Source organism: Aurantimonas sp. C2-5-R2 (assembly GCF_036549495.1).
Taxonomy (GTDB): domain Bacteria; phylum Pseudomonadota; class Alphaproteobacteria; order Rhizobiales; family Rhizobiaceae; genus Aurantimonas; species Aurantimonas coralicida_A.
Genome location: NZ_JAZHLJ010000003.1, coordinates 57,596 through 81,457 on the forward strand (window position 1 = coordinate 57,596; position 23,862 = coordinate 81,457).

Consider the following 23,862-nt stretch of genomic DNA (forward strand, 5'->3'; position numbering starts at 1 on the left):
CGATGGTCTCGGCCTAATTCAGCACCCGCTGCCGCACGGGTACGTCCAGCGAGAACGCCGGGATCTCCACCGTGAAGAACGTGCCGTCGGGTCCCTGCATCTCGTAATGGCCGCGCATGAAGCCGGAGGATGTGCCGAGTGGGCAGCCGGAGGTGTAGGTAAAACTGTCGCCAGGCGACAGCACCGGCTCCTCCCCGATGACGCCGGGGCCGCGAACCTCCTCGACATGGCCGTTGGCATCGGTGATGTGCCAGTATCGTGATCGCAGTTGCGCCGGTTCACGGCTGCCGTTGGTGATCTCGACCGTGTAAGCCCAGAACCAACGGCCGTCGTCCGGTTGGGACTGGTCCTCAAGGTAGGCGGGCGTCACGGTGACCGTGATCTCGCAAGTCGTCGCCTTGTACATGGCCAGTTCCAATGCCTGTCGCCTCGTTCCCTTTATCGCGGTGCGGCGTGCCAGGGTCAATCGCGCGACGTCAGAAGTTTGGACGGTAAAAGTTTGCTCGACGGTGTCCTGAAGAAACGGATCGATCCGCCGATGAACCGGCTGGCTGTGGTCCTGTGCCGCCGGGGCGTCGGTGCCAACAGCGTGACGGTCGCCGGCCTCGTCCTCGGCCTCGCCGCCGCGGTGGCGATCGCCTTCGGTTCTCTCTGGGGGGGGCTGGTCCTCATCCTGGTGTCGCGGCTGGCCGACGGGCTCGATGGCGCGGTGGCGCGGCAAACCGCTCCGACCGATCTCGGCGGCTATCTCGACATCGTCTTCGACTATGTCTTCTACGGCATAATCCCGCTCGCCTTCGCGATCCTCGATCCGGCGGCGAACGGGCTGGCGGCGGCGGTCCTTTTGATGAGCTTCTACGCCAATGGCGCGAGCTTCCTTGCCTTCGCGATCATGGCCGAGAAGCGCAAGCTTGCCACGGAGCAACGGGGCAGGAAGTCGCTGTTCTTTACGACCGGGCTCGCGGAAGCGACCGAGACGATCGCGGCCTTCGTGCTGTTCTGCCTGTTTCCGCAATATTTCGCGGCCATCGCCTATGTGTTCGCGGCGATGACGACCTGGACCTTTGTGTCGCGAATCCGGCTGAGCCTCAACAGCTTCGGCTAAACCGGAGATCGTTCATCGAGTCGCTGCCAACGCCCCTTCGATGTCCTCGATCAGATCCTCGACATCCTCCAGTCCGACCGACAGGCGCAGCAAACCGTCGGAGATTCCGAGCTCGGCGCGCGCCTCCGGGGCCAAGTTCTTGTGGGTGGTCGTCGCCGGATGGGTGATCAGGCTCTTGGCGTCGCCGAGATTGTTCGAGATCAGAATGATCTCCAACGCATTCGAGAAGGCGAAGGCGGCGGGCTTGCCGCCCTTGACCTCAAAGGCGAGCAGGGTCGAACCGCCGCTCATCTGCCGGGCGATGACGGCCGCGTCAGGGTGATCGGAACGGCCGGGGTAGATCACTTTCGCGACCTCTTGCCGGTCGGCCAGGATATCGGCGATGCGCGCCGCAGATCGGGTCTGGTGAGCGACGCGGATGGGCAGCGTCTCCAACCCTTTCAGCAATGTCCAGGCGTTGAACGGCGACAACGACGGGCCGGTGTGTCGGAAATAGTCGTGCAGATTCTCGTCGATCCAGTTCTTGGAAGAAAGAACGATGCCGCCGAGGCAGCGGCCTTGGCCGTCGATGTGCTTGGTCGCCGAATAGACGACGACGTCGGCGCCAAGCTCCAGCGGCCGCTGCTGCATTGGCGTGGCGAAGACGTTGTCGACGACCAGACGGGCGCCGGCCGCATGGGCGATCTCCGCCACCGCGGCGATGTCGATGACCTCCAGCGTCGGATTGGTCGGCGATTCCAGAAAGAACACCTTGGTTTCCGGCCGCACCGCATCGCGCCACGCGTCGAGATCGCGGCCATCGATGAGCGTGCAGGCAACGCCGCAGCGCCCCAGCACGGTCTCCACGACATAACGGCAGGAGCCGAATAGCGCACGGGCCGCAACGACATGATCCCCGGCTGTCACCTGGCACTGCATGGCGGCGGCGACCGCGGCCATGCCGGACGCGGTCGCGCGGGCGTCCTCGGCGCCTTCCAGCGCCATCATCCGCTCTTCGAACATGCGCGTCGTCGGATTGCCGTAGCGGCTGTAGATGAAGCCGGGTTCCTCGCCCTTGAAGCGGGCCTCGGCGGCTTCGGCGCTGTCGTAGACGAAGCCCTGGGTGAGGAACAGCGCCTCGGAGGTCTCGCCGAATCCCGAACGCATGGTGCCGCCATGGACCATCGCCGTCGCCGGCCTCAGTTTGCGCCGCTCTTCCGCTTTCTTCAGCATCGCTTTTCTCCGAACAACAAAAAACCGGCCGCAGCATGCCGCGAAGCCGGTCCATCGAATACCCAATCGTCGGATCGGCCCTTTAGCGACTTGTTTTACGTGGCTGCAAGCCGGCCGGCCAAATCACCACTCTCGACTTTGCAAATAGACCCGATCCCGTTAGGCGTCAATCGAGGACCAAACGGCCGCCCACGGGGCGGGCACATGCAGGCGATGACGGGACAACCGATGACCGACGGAATTTTGCCGGATCGCGCAATCGCGACACTGTTCGACACAGGGGCGATCGCGGCGCCGATTGAACGCGACGCGGACCAGATCCAGCCGGCGAGCCTCGACCTGCGGCTCGGACCGAAGGCGTACCGGGTTCGCGCGAGTTTTCTGCCGGGGCAGGGGCGTAGCGTAGCCCAGCAGCTTGCGCGTTTCCAATTGCACGAGTTCAGCCTGACCGAGGGCGCGGTGCTGGAAACCGGCTGCGTCTACGTGGTGCCGTTGCTGGAAACCCTGCGCCTGCCGGACGGCGTCCGGGCGACGGCGAACCCAAAATCCTCGACCGGCCGGCTCGACATCTTCACGCGGGTGCTCGCGGACGCGGGGCAGGAGTTCGACAAGCTGCCGGCCGGCTATGCCGGGCCACTCTATCTTGAGATATCGCCGCGCACGTTTCCGATTCTGGTGCGGCAGGGCTCGCGCCTGTCGCAAATCCGTTTTCGCACCGGCGAACCCTTGCTGTCCGAGACGGAATTATCGGATCTCCACTCCCATGAACGGTTGACAACAGCGCCAGAGGCCAACATCTCCGGCGGCGGTATCGCGCTGTCGATCGATCTGGTGGGGAATGCCGACGGGCTCGTCGGCTACCGTGGCAAGCGGCACACCGGGGTCGTCGATGTCGACCGGCGTGGTGCCTATCCCCTAGCCGATTTCTGGGAGCCGATCCATCGGGGCAAGACCGGCGAACTCGTTCTCGATCCGGACGAGTTCTACATCCTGGTATCCAAGGAAGCCGTGCATGTGCCGCCGGCCTTCGCGGCGGAGATGACGCCCTTCGATCCGTTGGTCGGGGAGTTCCGCGTCCATTATGCGGGCTTCTTTGACCCCGGCTTCGGCCATTCGGCGGCCGGCGGAACCGGAAGCCGGGCCGTGCTGGAAGTGCGCAGTCACGACGTGCCGTTCATCCTCGAGGATGGGCAGATCGTCGGGCGGCTGGTGTATGAGCGGATGCAGGCGTTGCCGGACCGGCTGTATGGCCTCGATCTCAAATCGAACTACCAGGCCCAGGGATTGAAGCTGTCGAAGCATTTCGTCTGAGGCAGGTGGCTCTGGCCAAGCGCGAATAAAGATTGCCTGGTGCCGCGCTTGCTATGGATAGCGTGACGGCCTCGGCCTATATCTGGTCTCGGCGGGCTGCGCGGTGCGACAGGGGTAACATTATCTCGGGGCCTTAGTCATCCCTAGGGAGCTGTCCCTGCCTTGGCTCGTGGGCCAGGGCACACGGCGCCCACCTACATTGTAGGTTCCCGGGTTCGACTTCTCCATCGGCCGGGTGGCTCGCCATCCTCTTTCCGGCCACGTATCGCGACGAGCGTCCGATTTCGGGCGACACGGCCAATCTTGGCATCTTTCTCTTGCTCATCACCGGTGATATCCGGCACTCCCATTCGCAGGAGTGACGGGGGACCACGGCATGCAGCAAGCAAAGCAGCGTCTGCGCGCGGAAGCACTGGCGCGGCGTGATGCGATGGGAGCCGAGGCCCGGATCGAGGCCTCGCTCGCGGTCGCCGACCGCTGCGCCAATCTGGTTGCGGTGGAGCCCGGTTCCATCATCTCCGGCTTCCTGCCGATCCGCACGGAGATCGACATACGCCCATTGATGATGGCGCTTGCCGACCGAGGCGCGCGCCTGTGCGTCCCGGCGATCGTGGAAAACCAGCTGCAGTTTCGGGAGCTTCTGCGCGGCGCGCCGCTAGAACCCCAAGGCTTCGGCACCTATGCGCCGGGGCCGGACGCTGCGGTTCTCGATCCCGATGTCATGCTGGTACCGCTGGCCGCCTTCGACCGAAGCGGCGGGCGCATCGGCTATGGCCGCGGCTATTACGACGCGGCGATCGCAAAGCTGCGCGAGAAGGGCAAGGCGCCGCGCCTGATTGGTGTCGGTTTCGCCGTGCAGGAAGTGGAGGCCGTGCCGACCGAGCCGCACGACATTCCACTGCATGCGATCGTCACCGAACGTGAGACGATCGGGTGTGATGGGCCGTGATCAACGTCGTTTCTCGCGTCCCAGGATCAAGGCCCAATAGGGCTGGCCGTTGCTGCCGGTCGCGGCGGCAAAACCAATCTCTGTCACGTTGGGATTCAGCAGGTTGCGGCGGTGGCCGGGAGAGTTCTTCCAGCCGGTGATGACGGCGGGGGTTGATCGATAGTTCCAGCCGATGTTCTCGGAGACCGCCGCCCAATTGTAACCGAAAGACGCGACGCGGCTCGGCAGGACGCCATCGACCGTATGGCTGAGATTGCCGCGTGCCGCCATCGCCCGGGCCTGCCTGTCGGCCGCCTTGTCCAGCACGGCGTCGAAGCGGACCGATCCCAGCCCGTTCTGCGCGCGGAACGCGTTGATCGATGCGAGCGCCACGCCCCTGTCGACGGACACAGGCTTGGTCGAGGCGATGTCGAGGGCGCCCGTCGAACCGACACAGGCGGCAAGGAAAGCGACCGAAAGAAGGGCCAGAAATCGTGCGAAGACGGATGCTAGGCCCGACGGGCGGTATCGGAGGAAGGAATTCATGGTTTAGACAAGCCCTCGTATCGGTTGATGCGACCCGCGCCGGACAGGTTTTCTTCCTTCCGCGCGGAAATGTCCTAGCTTTGCGGCTGGACATGAAAACGCCAAGGACACTGCATGATCGACCGTCTCGCCCAAGCGATACCGCAACGCCAAGAACCCGTGATCATGTCGGAAGAATGTTCACCAAACCATGAACGACATCACGTCGGCGGTGAATCCGACGCTCGACATCGGCGCGCCTGATGCGTTTTCTCTTTCTCGGCGACATGGTCGGAAGGTCGGGTCGCACGGCCGTCTATGACAAGCTGCCCGGTCTGATTTCCGACTGGAAACTCGATTTCGTCGTGGTCAACGGCGAGAATTCGGCCGGCGGTTTCGGCATCACCGAGGAGATTTTCCAACGGACGCTGGAGGCCGGCGCCGATGCGGTGACCACCGGCAACCACGTCTGGGATCAGCGCGAGGCATTGGCGTTCGCAACGCGCCATGATCGCTTCATCCGGCCGGCCAACTACCCCAAGGGCACGCCCGGCAACGGGTCGGGACTGTTCGAAGCCAAAAACGGCGCGCGGGTGCTCGTCACCAACATCATGGGCCGGGTGTTCATGTCGCCCGATCTCGACGACCCGTTCGCCTGCGCCGATGACATCCTGTCAGCCTGTCCGCTCGGTGAGCAAGCAGACGCGGTGATCGTCGACTTTCATGCCGAGGCGACCAGCGAGAAGCAGTGCTTCGCGCATTATCTCGACGGCCGTGCCAGCCTCGTCGTCGGCACCCACACCCATGTGCCCACGGCCGACCACCAGATTTTGGCCGGCGGCACGGCGTACCAGTCGGACGCGGGCATGTGCGGCGATTATGACTCCTCCCTCGGCATGGAGAAGGAGGAGCCGATCAACCGCTTCGTTTCCAAGGTACCGCGTGGTCGCTTCGAGGCGGCGCAGGGGCCCGCGACCCTCGCCGGCCTTGCCGTCGAGATATCCGACCGAACCGGCCTTGCCGAGAAGATCGCGCCGGTACGGATCGGACCGAGGCTCACCAGGGCGGTGCCGGATTTTTGGTAACAGCCCTCTGTCCTTTGGCGCGCCGCGCCCGACTTTCTCCGCAGGTTTGGAGCGCTGTGCGTCCATTTGGATGAACGGCGCTCCAAATTTTTGATTGAGCATCGGATTGATCCAAAAACCGGATTCCACTTTTTGGTCCGATTCTCTAGCCGACCTCTCGCGCTTCAGGAGCCCCGATGGCCGACTTCTTCGCCTTTCTCGCCGACCCCACCGCTTATGCGGCCCTCGCCACGTTGATCGTGATGGAGCTCGTGCTCGGCATCGACAATCTGATCTTCATCTCGATCCTCTCGAACAAGCTGCCGGAAGAACACCGGCAGCGGGCCCGCCGGGTCGGAATCGGTCTTGCCCTGATCCTGCGGCTGGGGCTGCTGTCGACCGTTGCCTTCATCGTTCAACTGACCGAACCGCTGTTCGAGGCCTTCGACCACGGCTTTTCCTGGCGTGACCTCATCCTCATCGCCGGCGGGCTCTTCTTGGTCTGGAAGGCAACGAAGGAAATCCATCACAGCGTCGATCCCGACGATCACCCGGATACGATGATCGGCAAGGCGGCGACGCTGACCTTCGGCGCCGCGATCGTGCAGATCCTGCTGCTCGATCTGGTGTTTTCCATCGATTCCATCATCACCGCCGTCGGCATGACCGACGAGCTCGGGATCATGTTCATCGCCGTCATCGTTGCGGTCGTGGTGATGCTGGTCGCGGCCGGACCGCTGTCGCGCTTCATTGAGGCCAACCCGACCATCGTCATGCTGGCGCTGGGCTTCCTGCTGATGATCGGCATGACACTGATCGCCGACGGCTTCGGCGTGCATGTGCCGAAGGGCTACATCTACGCCGCCATGAGCTTCTCGGCCCTGGTCGAAGGGCTGAACATGCTGGCGCGGAGGAAGCGGCAGAAGGCTGCGGCATTGAAAGCTGGGACGGGCGGCGGTGCGTCGATTCCGGCGCAGGCGCATGGCGAGCCGCCGACGATCGGTTGAGCGGGGGGCGCGTCAGACTCCTGAGAGCACGATCACCGTCGGCCGGCCCGGAAGCGTGCGGAGCGAGACGGAGAAGCTGTCTTCCGAGCGCCTGTCTACCGCGAAGTCGGGCAGCCGATCGAGGAACCGGTCGATTGGCCCGCGAAAGCGGTGCATCGGCAGGACGATCGAGGACCGCAGTCGCTTGGCGATCTCGCCCATGCCCTCCTGGCTGAGCGTATAGCCACCATCGACGGGCACCATGAGGATGTCGAGACGGCCGATCTGGGCGTAATCCTCGTCGGTCAGGCGATGATGGAGATGGCCGAGATGGCCGATGCACAGCCCCGCCACCTCGAAAATGAAGATCGAGTTGCCGTCCGGCTCGATTCCGCCGCCGAAGGAGCGGATATCGGTCGGCACGTTGCGCACATACATGTCCTCGACGGTGAGGGCATGGCGGGCGGGGCCGCCTTCGGGATTCCAGCCTTTCAGGACATTCTCGATCGCCGGGTCCGGAAACTCCGTGAAATGAGTGGCGTGCGCCTTGTTCATCGTGGCGATGTCCGGGACGGTCGGGCCGGCGAAACCGGAATAGTCGGTGGCCACCGTCACGCCGTCGGGGCTTTCGATCAGGTAGGTCGAATGATGGACATAGGTGATGCGGACCTCGTCTCGGCTGAGTTGGGCCAGGCGCATGGGCGCCTTCGCGTCCATGGAGACGTAGGTCGCGCGGAGCGTCTCAGGCAAGTTTTCCGCAACGGCGATGCAAGTGCTCGGGACCGATTGGGCGGCAGCCGCGCCCGGCGCGAGGATCAGCAGGGCTGAGAGCAGAGCGAAGGCATGGTGCATCGGCTTGATCCTTTTCGATGGTCCGGGCCGGATGACCCAAGGCAGTCACAAATCGATGCCGCCATCCGTCGGTGTCTCCGGTGCGGTATCGACCGGTGGCGCCAGCATCGCGCGCTCTTTCAGGAACGGGTGGATCGCCACCGCTTCCCGTAACTGCGCTTGTGCCAGTCGAAACCGCCCCTGACGCATCAGGATATGCGCGCGTCCGGCCATGGCGCCGAAATGATTGGGTTCGAGCGCGATGGCCCGATCGACGTCTTCGAGGGCGCCGTCGAAATCCTCCTGCAGGAAGCGGATGAAGCCGCGCTGGTTGAAGGCCTCGGCGTATGTCGGTGAACGCGTGATCGCTTCATCGAGGAGCTCCCGCGCGCCCGCGAAATCGTAATTGCCGCGCCGGCTCATGGCGTCGTCGACGAGGCGCCGCGTGGTGGAATCGGGCGCCGCTCGCATCCAGAAACGCCAGATGGCGGCCTCGGCCGCACGCCCCTCGACATCGGATGTCGCGGCCTTCAACGCAGCGAAGAGTTTCGTCCGCGTATCGGGTGCGTCGGCGTTGGTGCCAGTGGAGGGCTTCGACAGCAGTTGGGCGTGGGCTGTCCCGAACGGGATCAAGAGTACGAGAATGATGGCAGTGAAGTTGCGTATCATGGCGCCGACTCCAAGTACGTCACGACCTGTTCCCCGCAGCCTAACGACAGGGCGAGACCGGGAGAGATCCGCGTCGGTCGATGCCGGTTCGCTCTACCCTCCAGAGAGTTTATCGCACGCCGCAGGCGGGCGAAATCATAAAGCCGTCATTACATTCGTTCGCCGGTGGCCAGCATCGTCTGCCACCTTGCGCGGATCGACGCAGAACCGACATCGTCCGGCTCGCCGTCAAAGGTCAGCTCGTCCGGGCCTAGCGCGACAAAGGACTGCTTCGAGCGCACCCAGATATGCCCGGCCGGCACCAGCCATGATGTATCGTCGAGGGTGCCGGCCTTGATGTTGAGGCGGGTCGGGTTGTCCTGCGAGCGATGCTGGATGCGCACGCCGCAGTCGGGGCAGAAGTCGCCGAGCCGAATCGCGCCACTGTCCGACGTGCGCCGGGTCGTCTTCAGCGTGCCGGTTATAACGACGCTAGCAGAGTCCACGCGCAAGCTCTCCCCATAGGCGCTGGACGTGTGGCGCTGGCATTCGGTGCAATGACAGAGGTAGAAGGCGAGGGGGACTTTGCGGATTTCGTAGCGGACCTGGCCGCACTGGCAGCCGCCGGTGAGCGGCAGCGCCGGGAGCCGCACACTGAGACGGTGATTCGCTCGGTCGGCATCCGGCGGGCGGGCATCGGGCATCGCGAACCTCGTTCTGGACGTTTCCCGCGACATTTTTTATATGACGGGCAGCTTTTTTCCACTCCGATCGACAGGTTTTCCATGGCCGGCCATTCACAGTTCAAGAACATCATGCACCGGAAGGGCCGCCAGGACGCGGTCCGATCGAAGATGTTCTCCAAACTCGCGCGCGAGATCGTGGTCGCGGCCAAGGCTGGGCTGCCCGACCCGTCGATGAATGCGCGCCTGCGGCTGGCGATCAACAACGCCAAGGCGCAGTCGATGCCGAAGGACAACATCGACCGAGCGATCAAGAAAGCCTCCGGCGGCGACGCCGAGAACTACGACGAGGTCCGCTACGAGGGCTACGGGCCGGGCGGCGTCGCCGTCATCGTCGAGGCGCTGACCGACAACCGCAACCGCACCGCCTCCAACGTGCGGTCCTGTTTCACCAAATCCGGCGGCGCGCTGGGCGAAACCGGTTCGGTCTCTTTCATGTTCCATCATGTCGGTGAGATCATCTATGCGGCTCCGGTGGGCGACGCGGACAAGGTGATGGAAGCGGCGATCGAAGCCGGCGCCGACGACGTGATCTCCGACGAGAGCGGTCACACGATCATCACCGCCTTCGAGGATATCAACGAGGTCTCCACCGCGCTGGAGGCGTCCCTCGGCGAGGCGGAAAGCGTCAAGGCGATCTGGCGACCCCAGACCGGCACGCCGGTCGACGAGGACAAGGCCGAAAGCGTCCTGCGCCTGATCGGCAATCTCGAGGACGACGACGACGTGCAGAACGTCTACGCAAATTTCGAGGTCGACGACGAGGTGATGGCGAAGCTTTCGGCGGCCTGAGGCGCGGCAGTCATCGCATTCGCTGATCCTTCCGAAGCGTTATGCGTTTTGCTCTCGCTTCGTTCTCTTTTCGTTCATGATTTGCCTATCTGATGCTCTCCGAGTCGGCTAGGATCGGAGGTTAAGGAAGTGTTGCAGGAGGCATCCATTCGCATAATCGGTATCGATCCGGGCCTTCGCCGCACCGGCTGGGGCGTCGTCGAGACGCTCGGCAACTCGTTGCGCTTCGTCGCGAGCGGTACGGTGACCTCCGACAACAAGCTGGACCTCGCCTCCCGGCTTCGCCAGATACATGACGGGCTGACCGAGGTGGTCCACACCCATCAGCCCGACGAGGCTGCGGTCGAGCAGACCTTCGTCAACAAGGATGCCGTTGCTACGCTCAAACTCGGCCAGGCGCGCGGCATCGCCATGCTGGTGCCGGCGCTCGCCGGCCTGCCGGTCGCCGAATACGCACCCAACGCGGTGAAGAAGGCGGTCATCGGCGTCGGCCATGGCGACAAGAAGCAGATCCACATGATGGTCAAGGTGCTGATGCCGAAAGCAAGCTTCGACACCGACGACGCGGCCGACGCGCTCGCTATCGCCATCTGCCATACCCATCATCGCCAATCGGCACAGGCGAGGGCCTTGATGGCGGGGCGTTGATGCAGTGGCCGACCAAGACCGGATGTTCTTGACATGTTCCATTTCCGTCAATAGGTATTACCGGCAGGTATTACTTTCGCTGAAATGGAAGGCGAGCGGCAGGTGAGGGTGACGGAAAAAGGTCAAGTGACGATCCCCAAGGCGATCCGCGACAAGCTCGGCATCGTGCCGGGCAGCGAGGTGGACTTCGTCGATACGGGTGACGCGGTGCGGCTCGTTCGCACCTGTGCGGACGACGATCCTGTCGTTTGGAACCGGGCATTCGATCGGCATGTGGCAGAGATGCGCGGTACGATCGATACCGACGGGATGGACGGCAAGTTCTATGTGGACTGGTTGAGGGGACCCCGTGAAGACCTCGACGTTGATTGATACCAACATCTTCATCGATATGCTGGGCACCGGGCAGTTTTTCGAGGAATCGATCGAGGCCGTCAGGCAAGAGTGCCGGAGCGGCGAGATTGTCCTCAGCGCGATCGTCTGGGCGGAGCTCGCCGTGCCGATGCGGGAAGAAGAGCTGTTCTCGCGGGTCGCTTGGATGCGACCGCGTCGGGAGCCGTTTCCGTTCGAGGCCGCGTTTCCGGCCGGGCGGGCGCATCGGCTCTACCGTTCGCGCGGTGGGGGGCGGGAGCGCACTCTGCCTGATTTTCTGATCGGCGCGCACGCCTTCGTTCGCGGCCATCGGCTGTTGACGCGGGATGCCTCCCGCTACCGAAGTTATTTTCCCGATCTCGAGATCGTTTCGCCGGAGACCCATCCATGATCGGAAAGCTGAAGGGCACCGTCGACGAGATCGGCGAGGATCATGTGGTCGTGGACGTCCACGGTGTCGGCTACATCGCCTATTGCGGGACGCGCACGCTGGCGTCTTTGCCCGGGCCAGGCGAGGCGATCGTGCTCTTCGTCGAGACGTATGTTCGCGAGGACATGATCCGCCTCTACGGTTTTTCCTCAGCCGTCGAGCGGGATTGGTTCCGGCTGCTGCAGACCGTCCAGGGCGTCGGCGCAAGGGTGGCGCTGGCGGTGACAGGCACGCTGTCGACCGGTGATCTCGCCAACGCGATCGCGCTGCAGGACAAGGCGATGGTGGCGCGTTCGCCGGGCGTCGGGCCGAAGGTGGCGGCGCGCATCGTGGCGGAATTGAAGGACAAGGCGCCGGCCTTCTCCGGCGCCGGATCGGACGAAAGCTACGGGCTGAAACGCGAGCTCGGCGAGGGCGTCGCGCCGGCACCGATCAGCGATGCGGTCTCGGCGTTGGTCAATCTCGGCTATGCGCGGGACCAGGCGGCCAATGCCGTGGCCAAAGCCGTGCGGGACGGAGCCGAGGACGCGGATTCGGCGACGCTGATCCGGCTGGGGCTGAAGGCACTGAGCCGCGGCTAGGTGGGTTGTGCGAGGAAGAAATCCTTACTATTTTGGTGTGTAAGGATGGCGATTGGAGTAAGGAGATGGGTATTCTCGGAACCGTTACCTCCAAGGGGCAAACGACGATTCCCAAGGCGGTTCGTGATGAGCTTGGGCTGGAGGATGGATCCCGTATCGAATGGGAGATTACCGACGGCAAGGCTTCTATCATCCCGCGAACATTGAGGATGATCGATCTCGCGGGCGTTCTGGGCAATCCTCTCGGACGCCCGACGACCATCGAGGAGATGGACGAGGCGGTTGCGGCCGCGGTGGCGCGTCATGTCCTCGGCGAGGACGATGGTGATTCCGCGTGACGACCCGAATTGGCGTCGACACGAATGTTCTCCTGAGATTGTTTGTAACGGACGATAGTGTCCAGTTCGAAGCGTCCAAGAAGTTTTTCGCGGCTTCGTCGAAGGGCCAAGCGATCTTCGTCAATCAGCTGGTGCTCGTCGAATTCGCCTGGACTTTACGCTCTCGCTATCGGCTGTCAGCCGACCAAATTCTGGATGTCATCGAGCAGATTTCGCAGCGGGCGGATGTCGAAATCGAGAATGCTGCTCTGGTCGGTTCTGCCCTTGATATGGCACGGGAAGGCGTGGGATTCTCCGATGCGTTGATCGCGGCCAGGAACACGCATCACGGATGTGAGAATACGGTTACGTTCGACAAGCGCGCGGCAAAGGTCATTCCTTCGATGAAGCTCCTTTCATGAGCGACACCCGTCTCATCACCCCGGATCAACGCGGCGAGGACATCGACGCGACGCTGCGGCCGCAGCGGCTCGACGATTTCGTCGGGCAGGCGGCAGCGCGGGCCAATTTGAAGGTCTTCATCGAGGCCGCGAAGACCCGGGGGGAGGCGCTCGACCATGTGCTCTTCGTCGGTCCACCGGGCCTCGGCAAGACCACGCTGGCGCAGATCATGGCCAAGGAACTCGGCGTCAACTTCCGTTCGACGTCGGGACCGGTCATCGCCAAGGCCGGCGATCTCGCGGCGCTTTTGACCAATCTGGAAGAGCGCGACGTCCTGTTCATCGACGAGATCCATCGCCTCAGCCCGGCGGTCGAGGAAATCCTCTATCCGGCGATGGAGGATTTCCAGCTCGATCTGATTATCGGCGAGGGGCCGGCCGCGCGGTCGGTGAAGATCGACCTGTCGAAGTTCACGTTGGTCGCCGCGACGACGCGGGTGGGGCTTTTGACGACGCCTTTGCGCGACCGCTTCGGAATCCCCGTGCGGCTGAATTTCTACACGGTCGAGGAGCTTGAGCACATCGTTCGGCGCGGTGCCCGACTGATGGGCCTGCCGATGGCCGAAGAGGGTGGGCGAGAAATCGCCCGCCGGGCGCGCGGCACGCCGCGCATCGCCGGCCGGCTGCTGCGGCGGGTGCGCGATTTCGCCGATGTCGCGGGCGTGAGCGAGGTTGATCGCAAGGTCGCCGACGCGGCGCTGACGCGGCTGGAGGTCGACAGTCTCGGCCTCGACCAGCTCGATCGGCGCTATCTCGACCTCATTGCGTTGAATTTCGGCGGTGGCCCCGTCGGGATCGAGACGATCGCTGCGGCGTTGTCGGAGCCGCGTGACGCCATCGAGGACATCGTCGAGCCCTATTTGCTGCAACAGGGCTTCCTCCAGCGCACCCCGCGCGGCCGGCTTTTGACGCAGCACGCGTTTCGGCATATCGGCCTCGCCGTGCCGCCGAGCTATCAGGGGTCGCAGTCAGCGCTGTTCGAGGACGATCCGACCCACTGATCACCCGGTGGTCGGCGAAACGGAACCCTTCAACAGCTTGCCGGTGCTCCGGTGTCGGTGGTCCGCATGTCGCGAGACGTCGCTGTCCGATCGATTCCGGTTCGGCGCAGGCGCGGATGGGCCAATTGTTGGTCGAATCGCCGGCCCGCCGCCTCGATGGTTTCGAGTGAGGCCCCGGCGAGCGCCGTCTTGGATAGTGCCAGCAGGGCTTCCTTCTGGTCGCGCAACCCACGAAGCTCCTCGGGCGTCCCGCAAGCTGGTGCGATCCGTGCCAGCGAGTCGATGAAATGTTCACCGGCAATCATGTCGGTCGCCGCGTATTGGCGCAGATGGCCGAAGGAATGGTCGAGATAGCCGGCAAACGTCAGCGCACCGCCGATCACGCGGAGCTTCTGATTGTCGTCAATCCGGAGTGGATCGGGCGCGGCGCGCCCGGCCAGACCGGATAAGGCGGCGGCGAGCCAATCCAGGCAAGTGACTGCCGTGAACGGGTCATTGATCCCCGGTGAGAGCGCGCGGGCGGCGATCTCGACCAGTTCGTCGAACAGGAAAAGCAGGTCTTGGGACACGCTACGGGTTTGGCCGAGAGCGACGGAGGCGAGTAGGGCTCCGCGCGCCTTGTCGGTGACCCGTTCGCTGGGCCAGACATCGAATAACACGATGCCTGAGTGCGCGAAGGTGCCGGGTCGGCAATTCATCCTGACAATCACATCGTGGTCGCGGGCCGCATGCATCAACGTTTCGTAGTCGATGACCTGGATATAGCCCGTCTCGTTCGCTTCGAGCTCGCTATAGGAAGCGATGGCGGCGTCATCCGCCGTGTCGGGGCGGAAGCAGGCGGGTACTTGCCACAGAATATCGGTGCGGTCGACCGCCTCGGCGGGATGTCCGACGTTGATCGGAAAACGGTACTCGATATCGTGGAGCAAGCCTTTGCCGATGCCGGCGATGACGTTCGAGATGTGGATGGTCGACGGCACATGGTGGATGAAGAAGATCAGGATGCCGATCGATCCGATCGCCAGCACGATGGCGCCGAAGATCGCAATGTTGGGAACGAACATCGCGGCGTAGATGTCCTCACTGCCGCCATTCCGAACGCTGCGTAGCACCAGCATCGAATAGACGAAGGTGGCGACGAAGACCCCGAGCGTGACCTGGTTGCCGCGATCGTTCATGAAGTTGGTGAGCAGGCGGGGACCATAGCTTCCCGAGGCGAAGACGACGGTCGCCATGGTCACCGAGAACACCGTGCCGGCGACGCCGATCATCGAGCCGCCGATGGCCGACAGGATCGAACGGGCGCCGTCCGGCTGTGTGGCGAAGAAGAAGGGATTGTCGCCGAAGGCATCCGGCGGGACACGCAGGTCGATCTCGATCAACACGAAGGCCAGGATCGCGGCGCCGACGGCCATGATGGAGGGAATGAACCAATAGCTGGCGCCGATGCGCTCGTAATATTGGAGGAAAAGTGCGCGCATCGGGCCTCGAATGCTAAGGGTCATGGAATAGGACCTATGATCTATACGGCGAGGTCCGGTCTGCAAGGCGCGGCCTGTTCGGCCCGGCACCAACAGGCTCCGCCAGACATGCGGGAATTGGCAATGATCCATGCCTTCTCGAGGCTGATGGTACTGCCCGCATGCCTCCGCGGAAACTCCTTGTCCGGTCCGACGTCGTCGGATATGCGGACGGCTACGCCGAGAAGTGGGCAAGGCGACGGGCGCGCGTTTCGGGCCGTCTAGCCGGCCGAGCCAGCGCCCCCGGGGCGGCGCAGATATGAGGGCGCGTGATGACCGATCAATTGGCCGGCCGCCTTACGCCAAGCGGTCACGAGTTGCGGATTCGCGTCTATTTCGAGGACACGGATTTTTCCGGTGTCGTCTATCACGCGCGCTATCTGAATTTTCTCGAGCGAGGACGGTCGGATCTTCTGCGTCTGAAGGGTATCGGGCACGGTGAACTGCTGGCGGGAAAATACGGGCCGTCGATGGCGTTCGCGGTCCGGCACATGGATATCGATTTCTTGCGACCGGCGCGGATCGACGACGTCCTGACCGTGGAGACCCGAACACACCGTCTCGGCGGCGCGCGCATCCTCTTGATCCAGCGCATCACGCGCGGCGAGGAGGCGCTGATCGAGGCCAAGGTCAAGGTGGCGGTGATCTCGCCCGAGGGCAAGCCGATGCGGATGCCGGCGGCTGTCCTGGCGCAACTGGCGCCGGCAGGGGACTGAGAGGCTCGCTCGGGAGCCGGCGGGGCGCTAACGGATCGTTAACCCTACCGATGCATCAATCAAATTGAACCAGTTTTACGCAAAGTACGCCATTCTTTCACCGGATTCGCTTGTGAAAGGGCATCAAGGGTTTACGCGAGCGAGCGGTACGCCGGCGCATGTCGAGCCGGTCGTGTTCGAGGCAGGGGCTACCCGCGATGGGTTGCCATGCCGATGGTTCCGCATATCGAGGATGTTGGGGAATGGACGGAGAAGTCGTTCAGGGAGCGCTAGCCGCCGCCGGCACGGTGTCGCTGTGGGATTTGTTCTGGCAGGCGGGCTTCGTGGTCAAGCTGGTCATGATCGGACTGTTGTTCGCTTCGGTCTGGACCTGGGCGATCATCATCGACAAGTCGATGCGCTACGGGCGCTTCCGCCGTCAGCTCAACAAGTTCGAGAGCAATTTCTGGTCCGGCCAGTCGCTTGAGGAACTCTATCATAGCCTGTCGGAGCGCAAGACGTCGGGAATGGGCGCGCTGTTCGTCGCGGCCATGCGCGAATGGAAGAAGTCGTTCGAGAAGGGCGCCCGCTCGCCGGTCGGCCTGCAGACCCGCATCGACAAGGCGATGGACGTGACCCTGGCCCGTGAGATGGACAGTCTGGAGTCCCGTTTGGGCTTTCTGGCGACCATCGGCTCGGCGGCACCCTTCGTCGGACTGTTCGGCACCGTCATCGGCATCATGACCTCGTTCCAGGCGATCGCCGGCTCGCAACAGACCAGCCTCGCCGTCGTCGCGCCGGGTATCGCCGAGGCGCTGCTGGCGACCGCGATCGGCCTGGTCGCCGCGATTCCGGCGGTGGTCGCCTACAACAAGCTGTCGTCGGACGCCGGCAAGCTGGGGATGCGGCTCGAGGCCTTCGCGGACGAATTCTCGGCGATCCTGTCGCGGCAGATCGACGAAAAGCTGCCTTCGCGCTAAGCGCGACCCGAGAAGCGCGACCGTTTTCGGTCGGAAAGGTAACCAGCCATGGGCATGTCAGCGGGATCAGGGCGATCCTCGGGATCGCGCCGTCGCCGCGGTCGGCGCCAACCGATGAGCGAAATCAACGTCACGCCGATGGTCGACGTGATGCTGGTGCTGTTGATCATCTTCATGGTGGCGGCGCCTCTGTTGACCGTCGGCGTGCCGATCGAGCTGCCGGAAACCCAAGCCAAGGCACTGAATTCCGAAAGCCAGCCGATCACCATCTCGGTGAATTCGAGCGGCGCCGTCTATTTGAACGACACCGAGATTCCGATCGACGAGGTTGTGGCCAAACTCGAAGCGGTCGCGAAGGCCGGCTACAAGGAGCGGATTTTCGTGCGCGGCGACCGCGCGGCGGACTACGGCACGGTCATGAAGGTCATGGCCCGGATCTCGGCGGCCGGTTTCCGCAACATCGGTCTCGTCACCGATCAAGACCTCAACGCGTAGCCAAATCGGGTCTCCATGAAATCCGGCGTCGTTGTCTCCACGATCCTGCATACGGCGGTCCTGACCTGGGGCCTGTGGTCGCTGTCGGCGCCCGAGCCGTTGGAGGTCGCGAACATCGAGTCCTTCCCGGTCGAGATCGTGCCAATCGAGTCGTTGTCGCAGTCTGTCGTCGGCGCCAAGGATGCGCCGATGACCGAGACGCCCGCGCCCAAGCCGACGGAAAAGCCGCAGACGCTGCCGATGCCGGCCGAGAATGTCGGCAACAACGAGGCTGATCTGGAGACGCCGCCGACGCCCGTCGACCGACCGAAGGCGAGCGAACAGGCCGCGGCGGCAAAGCCTGCGGAAGCTCCGGCCCCCGAGCCGCAACCCGAACCAGAACCGGCGCCGCCCCCTCCGGCCGATACGCCGCCTCCGCCGCCGGATCCGGTGACGGCCGAAACGCCGGCAGAAACACCGCCGCCGGTCGACGCGGTCGAGCAGGCCATCGCGTCCGCCGAGGCGGCCCCGGCCGAACCTCCGTTGCCGCAGAACGTGCCAGTGCCCTCGACGAAGCCAAAGCCGCCGGCGCCGGTGGTGGCGGAAACCAAGCCCGAGCCGAAAAAGCCGGAGCCGGCGAAAGAGACCAAGACCGCCGAGACGCGGACGCCGGAGGAGAGCCAATTCGACGCCGACAAGATCGCCGCACTGCTCAACAAGGAGCAATCGGCCGGCGGAGGTGCAAAGCGCTCTGAGGAGCAAGCCTCGCTCGGGACCGAGCGCCAGACCGGCGCCAAGCTTTCCCAGAGCGAGCTCGACGCGCTGCGCGGGCAGATTCAGCGATGCTGGTCGCCACCGTCCGGCGTGTCGGAAGCCGGTTCACTGCGGATATCAATCCAGATGCGCCTCGATTCGTCTGGTCAGCTTGAAGCCCGTCCGGAAATCGTCAACGGCGGCGGCAGCTCGATGATCGAGCGGATCGCTGGAGAGGCCGCGCTTCGTGCCGTGCAGCGCTGCGCTCCGTACAACCTGCCAGCGGAAAAATATGAAACCTGGGCCGATGTCGTGGTCAATTTCGATCCGAGCCAGATGTTCTGATGCCAAAGACGAGCGATCAACCGCGCCGTGAAGCGTCCGGCGGCGTCATACAATCTCCCGATTGCGTGTTAGGACGATCGAAACGGCGCCGTCGGGCCGCGCGAACGCAATCGGCGACGACCACGTTGGATCCCGCCCAGCGCGCGGCACAGGCGGCGAACCGGTAGCAATTCAAACGAAAGGCGCAGCCGCTTAGCGGCGTTGCCGCCTCCGAACTCAACGGAAGATCGTGGAATGAAAACGAACATCAGAGGCGTTCTTGTGGCCATCGCGGCGATCGCCGGTGCCATACTGTTCGCGGCGCCAGCCTCGGCGGTTGTCGAAATCGATATCACCCAAGGCAATGTCGAGCCGCTACCGATCGCGATCACCGACTTCCAGTCGCAGGACGGGATCGGGCAGCAGATCGCCGGAGTGGTCCAGGCCGACCTGAAGCGCTCGGGCCTGTTCGCGCCGATCGACAAATCCGCCTTCATTCAGAAGGGCCTGACCGTCGACACGAGCCCGACGTTCACCGACTGGACGGTCATCAATGCCCAGGCGATCGTCGTCGGTCGTGTGACGCCGGAAGCCGACGGGCGCCTGCGGGTTGAATTCCGGCTCTGGGATACCTTTGCCGGCCAGCAACTCGACGGTCAGCAATTCTATACCAATCCGGAGAACTGGCGCCGCGTCGCGCACATCATTGCCGACGCGATCTATCAGCGCCTGACCGGAGAGAAGGGCTATTTCGATACCCGCATCGTGTTCGTGTCCGAGAGCGGCGCCAAGGACAAGCGGGTCAAGCGGCTGGCAATCATGGACCAGGATGGCGCCAATGTGCGTTTCCTCACCCAGGGCAACGACCTCGTCCTGACGCCGCGCTTTTCGCCGAGCCGGCAGGAAGTCACCTACATGTCGTTCGGCGACGGCGAGCCACGAGTCTATCTCCTGCAGTTGGAGACCGGCCAGCGCGAAATCGTCGGAAACTTCCCCGGCATGACCTTCTCTCCACGCTTCTCTCCGGACGGCCAGAAGGTCATCATGAGCCTGCAGCAGGACGGCAACGCCAACATTTACGCCATGGACTTGCGCTCGCGCGCGACCACCCGGCTGACCTCAACGACGGCGATCGACACTTCGCCATCCTATTCGCCGGATGGCCAGCGCATCGTGTTCGAATCCGATCGCGGCGGCCGGCAGCAAATCTACGTGATGAACCCTGACGGCTCCGGCCAGCAACGCATCTCTTTCGGCGACGGCTCGTACTCGACCCCCGTATGGTCGCCGCGCGGCGATCTCGTCGCCTTCACCAAGCAGAGCGGCGGCCAGTTCCAGATTGGCGTCATGCGCCCGGATGGTTCGGGCGAGCGCATTTTGACCTCCGGCTTCCATAATGAGGGGCCGACCTGGGCGCCGAACGGCCGCGTGCTGATGTTCTTTCGCGACATCAAGGGCGGTGGTGGCCCGCAGCTCTATTCGATCGATCTCACCGGCTATAACGAGCAGAAGATTCCGACGCCCGGCTTTGCCTCGGACCCGGCCTGGTCACCCTCGCTCGAATAGGCCGCCCGCCGGACTTAATAGGCAAGGCGTCCGAGGGCTTGGGATCCATCCAAACGCCGGTCCCGTATTCCGGCCGATCCGGGAGGCAGCCCGGAGTAAGCTTGGGGGTGCATTGTCGCCAGTGTGTTGCCTGCATGCACCAGTTGGCGGCTGCCTACCCCGTCGTCGCCGCGTCGTCGTATTCTAGCGAGAAATCAATGAGATCGGCGCTTCACGATATCGTCAAAAGCCGACCGTTTTTTACGACGCGTTAAACATCGTCAGGGTAAACATCGGGTAACAGGGACTCATCTGATTTGAAGGAGCTGGCCATGCGCCGGACCATTTTTGGGGTTAAGAGCCGCATCGCGCTTGTACTCGTCGCCAGCCTGGCGGTTGCTGGTTGCGCCAACAAGAAGGACGCGCTGCCCGATAACGCGGCGGGGCTTGGCCTTGGCGCCGGTGGCGTTGGCGGCAGCGCAGCGCCTGGAACGAGCCAGGACTTCACGGTCAATGTCGGCGATCGCGTGTTCTTCGATACCGATTCCTCGTCGATCCGTGCCGACGCCCAGCAGACCCTCGCGCGCCAGGCTCAGTGGCTGAACCAGTATCCGCAGTATTCGATCGTGATCGAAGGCCATGCGGACGAGCGCGGCACCCGCGAGTACAACCTTGCGCTGGGCGCTCGGCGTGCCTCGGCCACTCGCGACTATCTGTCCCAGCGGGGCGTGGCGGCCAACCGCATCCGGACGCTTTCCTATGGTAAGGAGCGCCCGGTGGCGGTTTGCGACGATATTTCCTGCTGGTCGCAGAACCGGCGCGCGGTCACCGTTCTCGGCGGCGCCGGAAGCTAACCGGGTCCGAGGGACTAACATTGACGCGTGGCGGCCCTTCGGGGCCGTTTCACGTTGGCGCGCCGAGAAGAGTGTTCAGGGCGTCAAATTTTGGCCGAACTCGCTGGTTCCATGCTAAATGCGACCAAGCGTCGAAAGAGCCGGGCCTCGAAGGTTGAACGGACCCGCTCGCATCGCATTAGAGCGCCGTGCGTCCATCCGGACGTACAAAGGACGCTCTAACATTTTGATTGAGCATCGGAATGATCCAAAAACCGGATTCCACTTTTTGGTCCGATGCTCTAGCCTTCCATTGTCGAGAGAACCGTTGTCCATGACCTGCCGACCGCCGATCCTTGCCGCTTCCTGCCTTGCCTTGCTGATGGGCGTTTCGTCCGGTGCATCCGCGTATGAACCTGCTTTCGGTCTCGTCGCGGAGCGATCCAGCGGCGCGGGGGCAGCTTCTCTCGAGGAGGAAAACGCCGCTTTCCATCGCGAACAACCGGTCCGTCTGGCGCAGGCCGGCGACGCGATCGTTCGGCTTAATCATCTCGAGGATGAAATCCGCCGGCTCAACGGCAGGGTGGAGGAACTCAGCTTCCAGTTGCTCCAGGCGCAGGAAGACATGCGCAAGCAGCAGGAGGACAACGAGTTCCGCTTCCAGGAAATCGAAAAGGGAAGCGGCTCCGGTTCGACCGGTGAACGGCGCGGCGACGCGGCTCCCGCGGCGGACACAGATCCGGTTCGTATGGCCGCTCGCGGCGACTCGGCGAAGGATACATCCGGCGACGACGGCATCGGCCGCATTCTCGAGGGAGGCCTCGATACGGGTTCTTCCAGCGCCCCGACGGGGGACGCTTCAAACGCAACCACGACCGGTTCGTCGAGCACGGTCGCCGCGGTAACGCCGGAAGGGGCGGAGGATCTGTACGCCCTTGCCTACAATTATCTCCTGGCCGGGGATTACCAACTCGCCGAGCAGTCGTTTCGCCAATATGCGCAAACCTATCCGAACGCGAAGGATACGCCGGACGCGGAATACTGGCTGGGCGAAAGCCTGTTCCAGCAGCAGAAATACGCCGATGCCGCAGAAACCTTTCTCGATGCCCAGAAAAACTATCCCAAGAGCAGCAAAGCGCCGGACATGATGCTGAAGCTCGGCATGTCGTTGGCCAAGCTCGACAACCGCGAGACCGCCTGCGTGACCTTCAAGGAAGTGGCGCGGCGCTATCCGGCGATGAGCGCCAGTGTGAAGAGCAAGCTGGCCAGCGAGGCGAAGGCGGCAAACTGCTGAACGCGGAATCGGCCATCACAGCAAGCTTCCGCCTCCCGGAGGTTCCGCCAGGCGCCCAACCGCTTTCGTCGCGCGATCTCTGCGATTGTCTCGCCACCGCGATGGCGCAAGCCGCCAGCCGCATCGGCCGACCGAAACGCGCGGTGCTCGCGGTATCTGGCGGTCCAGACTCGCTGGCGCTGCTCCTGGCGGCGAGCGACGCGCGAAAAACCCCAGTTCTTTCCGACATCCAATTCGACGTCGTGACCGTCGATCATGGATTGCGCCAACGATCGGCCATCGAGGCGGATTTCGTCGCCAGCATCGCGCGTAGCCTTGCGCTCCCGCACAAAACGATGCGCTGGGCAAAGCCGGCCCACAGCGGCAACCTTCCCGCGGCCGCCCGCCGCGCCCGTTATGGCCTCCTCCTAGACGCGGCCCGCCAGAGCGGCGCAACCGTTATTCTGACCGCCCATCATCAGGACGACCAGTTGGAGACGCATCTCCTCGCGCGGGCGCGGGCGGCAGGTAACACAGGGTTGGCCGGCATGCGCTGGGTTCGTGATATCGCGCCCGGTGTAGCCCTCGTGCGTCCGTTTCTCGATGTGCCGGGCGGCCGGCTGAAAGCGACGGTCGCTGCCGCGGGGATGCGGGCCGTCGACGATCCCACCAATGCCGACGTGACCTACCATCGTGTCCGGCTGCGTCAGCAGTTGGCTGCCGGCGACATCGACCGGCGCCGACTGGAAATGGAGATCGCCAGTCATGCCGCGCGTCGTGACGCGGGCGAGGCAAAGCTGGCGGCGACGATCGGCACCATGGCGGCCAAGGGTGAATTCGCCGCCAGCGGCGGCGGCACGCTGGTTTTCGATCGTGCGGCGTTGGCCGCGATCGAACGCTCGACGGCGTTTTTGCTGATGCAGCGCGCCATCGCAGCTGTCGCGGGCGGCGACTACGCTCCGGGCGGGCGTTCCGTTATGCGCCTCGTCGATGCACTACGCGGGCCCGACGATCGGATCGCGGTGTCGCTCGGCGGGGCGCTGGTCGACGCACGATCCAGCGTTACGGTCGTGCGTGAGTTCGGACGCACGGGAATCGCCGGCCTGGCGCCGGCTGATCTCGCGAGCCACGTGGTTTTCGATGGCCGCTTCGATATCCGCCTCAGTCGCGACCATTGTAACCGTGGGGCGGGGATCGTCGCCTTCGGATCGCTGGGACGGGGCAACCGGATCGAACAATCCTTGCCCGTTCTGACAGTCGGGACCACTCTTGTCGCGGTGCCGGAGGCGCTGGCGCGAAAGGCCGGCGCCGGCGTCGACCGGCTCGAAATCGCCTCGCTGGTCGCGTGGCGTTTGATGCGTGATCTGCCGCTTTCGCGGTGCGATGCGGCGGTCGGAATGGTGACTGCAGTAACCAAAGGGCCAGAGAGCCCAAGCATTTTGCCGCAAAAGCGCCCGATGATGTTGGCAAGGAGGGGCTCACCACCTATCTTTGATGAAATCGTCTGAGC

At 63.8% G+C, this 23,862-nt stretch carries 28 protein-coding genes, 1 other RNA gene and 1 riboswitch; of the genes, 22 read left to right on the forward strand and 7 right to left on the reverse strand.

The window, feature by feature from the left end:
• Positions 1–13: 13 nt before the first annotated feature.
• Positions 14–406, reverse strand: coding sequence for a Co2+/Mg2+ efflux protein ApaG (gene apaG, locus VQ044_RS02260; RefSeq protein ID WP_327625157.1), 393 nt, complete (start codon positions 404–406; stop codon positions 14–16).
• A gap of 93 nt (positions 407–499) precedes the next feature.
• Between apaG and VQ044_RS02265 the strand changes: the two genes are divergently transcribed.
• Positions 500–1,105, forward strand: a complete 606-nt coding sequence (locus tag VQ044_RS02265) for a CDP-alcohol phosphatidyltransferase family protein (protein ID WP_327625156.1) — start codon at positions 500–502, stop codon at positions 1,103–1,105.
• Between the two features lie 12 nt (positions 1,106–1,117).
• On the opposite strand, the gene VQ044_RS02270 is transcribed toward VQ044_RS02265, so the two are convergent.
• Positions 1,118–2,317: an O-succinylhomoserine sulfhydrylase gene (locus VQ044_RS02270; protein ID WP_327623470.1), complete on the reverse strand. Its 1,200-nt coding sequence runs from the start codon at positions 2,315–2,317 to the stop codon at positions 1,118–1,120.
• A gap of 62 nt (positions 2,318–2,379) precedes the next feature.
• Positions 2,380–2,457, reverse strand: a riboswitch (SAM riboswitch).
• Positions 2,458–2,545: 88 nt separating this feature from the next.
• On the opposite strand from VQ044_RS02270, the gene VQ044_RS02275 reads away from it, so the two are divergent.
• The 3 genes from VQ044_RS02275 (at position 2,546) to VQ044_RS02285 (ending at position 4,577) form a co-directional block, all read left to right on the forward strand.
• The gene (locus VQ044_RS02275) at positions 2,546–3,628 is read left to right on the forward strand and encodes a 2'-deoxycytidine 5'-triphosphate deaminase (protein ID WP_327623471.1); all 1,083 of its coding nucleotides are present in this window, start codon (positions 2,546–2,548) and stop codon (positions 3,626–3,628) included.
• Between the two features lie 90 nt (positions 3,629–3,718).
• Positions 3,719–3,874, forward strand: a non-coding RNA gene (gene ssrS / locus VQ044_RS02280) — 6S RNA.
• A 130-nt stretch (positions 3,875–4,004) separates the two neighbouring features.
• The gene (locus VQ044_RS02285; RefSeq protein ID WP_327623472.1) at positions 4,005–4,577 is read left to right on the forward strand and encodes a 5-formyltetrahydrofolate cyclo-ligase; all 573 of its coding nucleotides are present in this window, start codon (positions 4,005–4,007) and stop codon (positions 4,575–4,577) included.
• Here the strand turns inward: VQ044_RS02285 and VQ044_RS02290 are convergent, their stop codons facing one another.
• Positions 4,578–5,102, reverse strand: a complete 525-nt coding sequence (locus VQ044_RS02290) for a CAP domain-containing protein (protein ID WP_327623473.1) — start codon at positions 5,100–5,102, stop codon at positions 4,578–4,580.
• Positions 5,103–5,344: 242 nt separating this feature from the next.
• On the opposite strand from VQ044_RS02290, the gene VQ044_RS02295 reads away from it, so the two are divergent.
• Positions 5,345–6,166, forward strand: a complete 822-nt coding sequence (locus tag VQ044_RS02295) for a TIGR00282 family metallophosphoesterase (RefSeq protein WP_327623474.1) — start codon at positions 5,345–5,347, stop codon at positions 6,164–6,166.
• 176 nt (positions 6,167–6,342) lie between these two features.
• On the forward strand, positions 6,343–7,152 hold the full coding sequence (locus tag VQ044_RS02300) for a TerC family protein (protein ID WP_327645888.1): 810 nt from the start codon (positions 6,343–6,345) through the stop codon (positions 7,150–7,152).
• A gap of 12 nt (positions 7,153–7,164) precedes the next feature.
• Here VQ044_RS02300 and VQ044_RS02305 read toward each other — a convergent pair whose 3' ends face one another.
• From VQ044_RS02305 to VQ044_RS02315, 3 genes are all read right to left on the reverse strand, one after another.
• On the reverse strand, positions 7,165–7,983 hold the full coding sequence (locus VQ044_RS02305; protein WP_327645889.1) for an MBL fold metallo-hydrolase: 819 nt from the start codon (positions 7,981–7,983) through the stop codon (positions 7,165–7,167).
• A 45-nt stretch (positions 7,984–8,028) separates the two neighbouring features.
• Entirely contained in the window at positions 8,029–8,631 is a 603-nt protein-coding gene (locus tag VQ044_RS02310; RefSeq protein ID WP_327623477.1) for a tetratricopeptide repeat protein, read from the reverse strand.
• Positions 8,632–8,780: 149 nt separating this feature from the next.
• Positions 8,781–9,314 (reverse strand): GFA family protein, encoded by a 534-nt coding sequence (locus VQ044_RS02315; RefSeq protein WP_327623478.1) that lies wholly within the window; start codon positions 9,312–9,314, stop codon positions 8,781–8,783.
• Positions 9,315–9,395: 81 nt separating this feature from the next.
• On the opposite strand from VQ044_RS02315, the gene VQ044_RS02320 reads away from it, so the two are divergent.
• The 8 genes from VQ044_RS02320 (at position 9,396) to ruvB (ending at position 13,955) form a co-directional block, all read left to right on the forward strand.
• Positions 9,396–10,145, forward strand: a complete 750-nt coding sequence (locus VQ044_RS02320) for a YebC/PmpR family DNA-binding transcriptional regulator (protein ID WP_327623479.1) — start codon at positions 9,396–9,398, stop codon at positions 10,143–10,145.
• A gap of 129 nt (positions 10,146–10,274) precedes the next feature.
• A complete protein-coding gene (ruvC, locus tag VQ044_RS02325; protein ID WP_327623480.1) occupies positions 10,275–10,793 on the forward strand; it encodes a crossover junction endodeoxyribonuclease RuvC in 519 nt (172 codons plus the stop codon).
• Between the two features lie 102 nt (positions 10,794–10,895).
• Positions 10,896–11,165, forward strand: a complete 270-nt coding sequence (locus tag VQ044_RS02330; protein ID WP_442872844.1) for an AbrB/MazE/SpoVT family DNA-binding domain-containing protein — start codon at positions 10,896–10,898, stop codon at positions 11,163–11,165.
• Positions 11,143–11,556, forward strand: coding sequence for a type II toxin-antitoxin system VapC family toxin (locus VQ044_RS02335; RefSeq protein WP_327623482.1), 414 nt, complete (start codon positions 11,143–11,145; stop codon positions 11,554–11,556). The genes VQ044_RS02330 and VQ044_RS02335 overlap by 23 nt, the downstream gene beginning before the upstream one ends.
• Complete coding sequence (gene ruvA / locus VQ044_RS02340; protein ID WP_327623483.1) at positions 11,553–12,176, forward strand: Holliday junction branch migration protein RuvA; 624 nt, start codon at positions 11,553–11,555, stop codon at positions 12,174–12,176. Before VQ044_RS02335 ends, ruvA begins: the two co-directional genes overlap by 4 nt.
• 65 nt (positions 12,177–12,241) lie before the next feature.
• Entirely contained in the window at positions 12,242–12,514 is a 273-nt protein-coding gene (locus VQ044_RS02345) for an AbrB/MazE/SpoVT family DNA-binding domain-containing protein (protein WP_327623484.1), read from the forward strand.
• Positions 12,511–12,915, forward strand: coding sequence for a PIN domain-containing protein (locus VQ044_RS02350; RefSeq protein WP_327623485.1), 405 nt, complete (start codon positions 12,511–12,513; stop codon positions 12,913–12,915). Before VQ044_RS02345 ends, VQ044_RS02350 begins: the two co-directional genes overlap by 4 nt.
• The gene (gene ruvB / locus VQ044_RS02355) at positions 12,912–13,955 is read left to right on the forward strand and encodes a Holliday junction branch migration DNA helicase RuvB (RefSeq protein ID WP_327623486.1); all 1,044 of its coding nucleotides are present in this window, start codon (positions 12,912–12,914) and stop codon (positions 13,953–13,955) included. The genes VQ044_RS02350 and ruvB overlap by 4 nt, the downstream gene beginning before the upstream one ends.
• Positions 13,956–13,984: 29 nt before the next feature.
• Here ruvB and VQ044_RS02360 read toward each other — a convergent pair whose 3' ends face one another.
• A complete protein-coding gene (locus tag VQ044_RS02360) occupies positions 13,985–15,436 on the reverse strand; it encodes a DUF2254 domain-containing protein (RefSeq protein WP_327623487.1) in 1,452 nt (483 codons plus the stop codon).
• A gap of 311 nt (positions 15,437–15,747) precedes the next feature.
• On the opposite strand from VQ044_RS02360, the gene ybgC reads away from it, so the two are divergent.
• From ybgC to tilS, 8 genes are all read left to right on the forward strand, one after another.
• Positions 15,748–16,191, forward strand: a complete 444-nt coding sequence (gene ybgC / locus VQ044_RS02365) for a tol-pal system-associated acyl-CoA thioesterase (protein ID WP_327645890.1) — start codon at positions 15,748–15,750, stop codon at positions 16,189–16,191.
• 242 nt (positions 16,192–16,433) lie between these two features.
• Positions 16,434–17,150, forward strand: a complete 717-nt coding sequence (gene tolQ, locus VQ044_RS02370; RefSeq protein ID WP_327623489.1) for a protein TolQ — start codon at positions 16,434–16,436, stop codon at positions 17,148–17,150.
• Positions 17,151–17,198: 48 nt separating this feature from the next.
• On the forward strand, positions 17,199–17,645 hold the full coding sequence (gene tolR / locus VQ044_RS02375; RefSeq protein WP_327623490.1) for a protein TolR: 447 nt from the start codon (positions 17,199–17,201) through the stop codon (positions 17,643–17,645).
• Positions 17,646–17,660: 15 nt separating this feature from the next.
• Positions 17,661–18,722, forward strand: coding sequence for a hypothetical protein (locus VQ044_RS02380; RefSeq protein ID WP_327645891.1), 1,062 nt, complete (start codon positions 17,661–17,663; stop codon positions 18,720–18,722).
• A gap of 234 nt (positions 18,723–18,956) precedes the next feature.
• Positions 18,957–20,267 (forward strand): Tol-Pal system beta propeller repeat protein TolB, encoded by a 1,311-nt coding sequence (tolB, locus tag VQ044_RS02385; protein WP_327645892.1) that lies wholly within the window; start codon positions 18,957–18,959, stop codon positions 20,265–20,267.
• A 311-nt stretch (positions 20,268–20,578) separates the two neighbouring features.
• Positions 20,579–21,100, forward strand: coding sequence for a peptidoglycan-associated lipoprotein Pal (gene pal / locus VQ044_RS02390; protein WP_327623567.1), 522 nt, complete (start codon positions 20,579–20,581; stop codon positions 21,098–21,100).
• Between the two features lie 313 nt (positions 21,101–21,413).
• Positions 21,414–22,373: a tol-pal system protein YbgF gene (ybgF, locus tag VQ044_RS02395; protein WP_327645894.1), complete on the forward strand. Its 960-nt coding sequence runs from the start codon at positions 21,414–21,416 to the stop codon at positions 22,371–22,373.
• A 143-nt stretch (positions 22,374–22,516) separates the two neighbouring features.
• The gene (tilS, locus tag VQ044_RS02400; RefSeq protein WP_327623494.1) at positions 22,517–23,860 is read left to right on the forward strand and encodes a tRNA lysidine(34) synthetase TilS; all 1,344 of its coding nucleotides are present in this window, start codon (positions 22,517–22,519) and stop codon (positions 23,858–23,860) included.
• Positions 23,861–23,862: the final 2 nt, after the last annotated feature.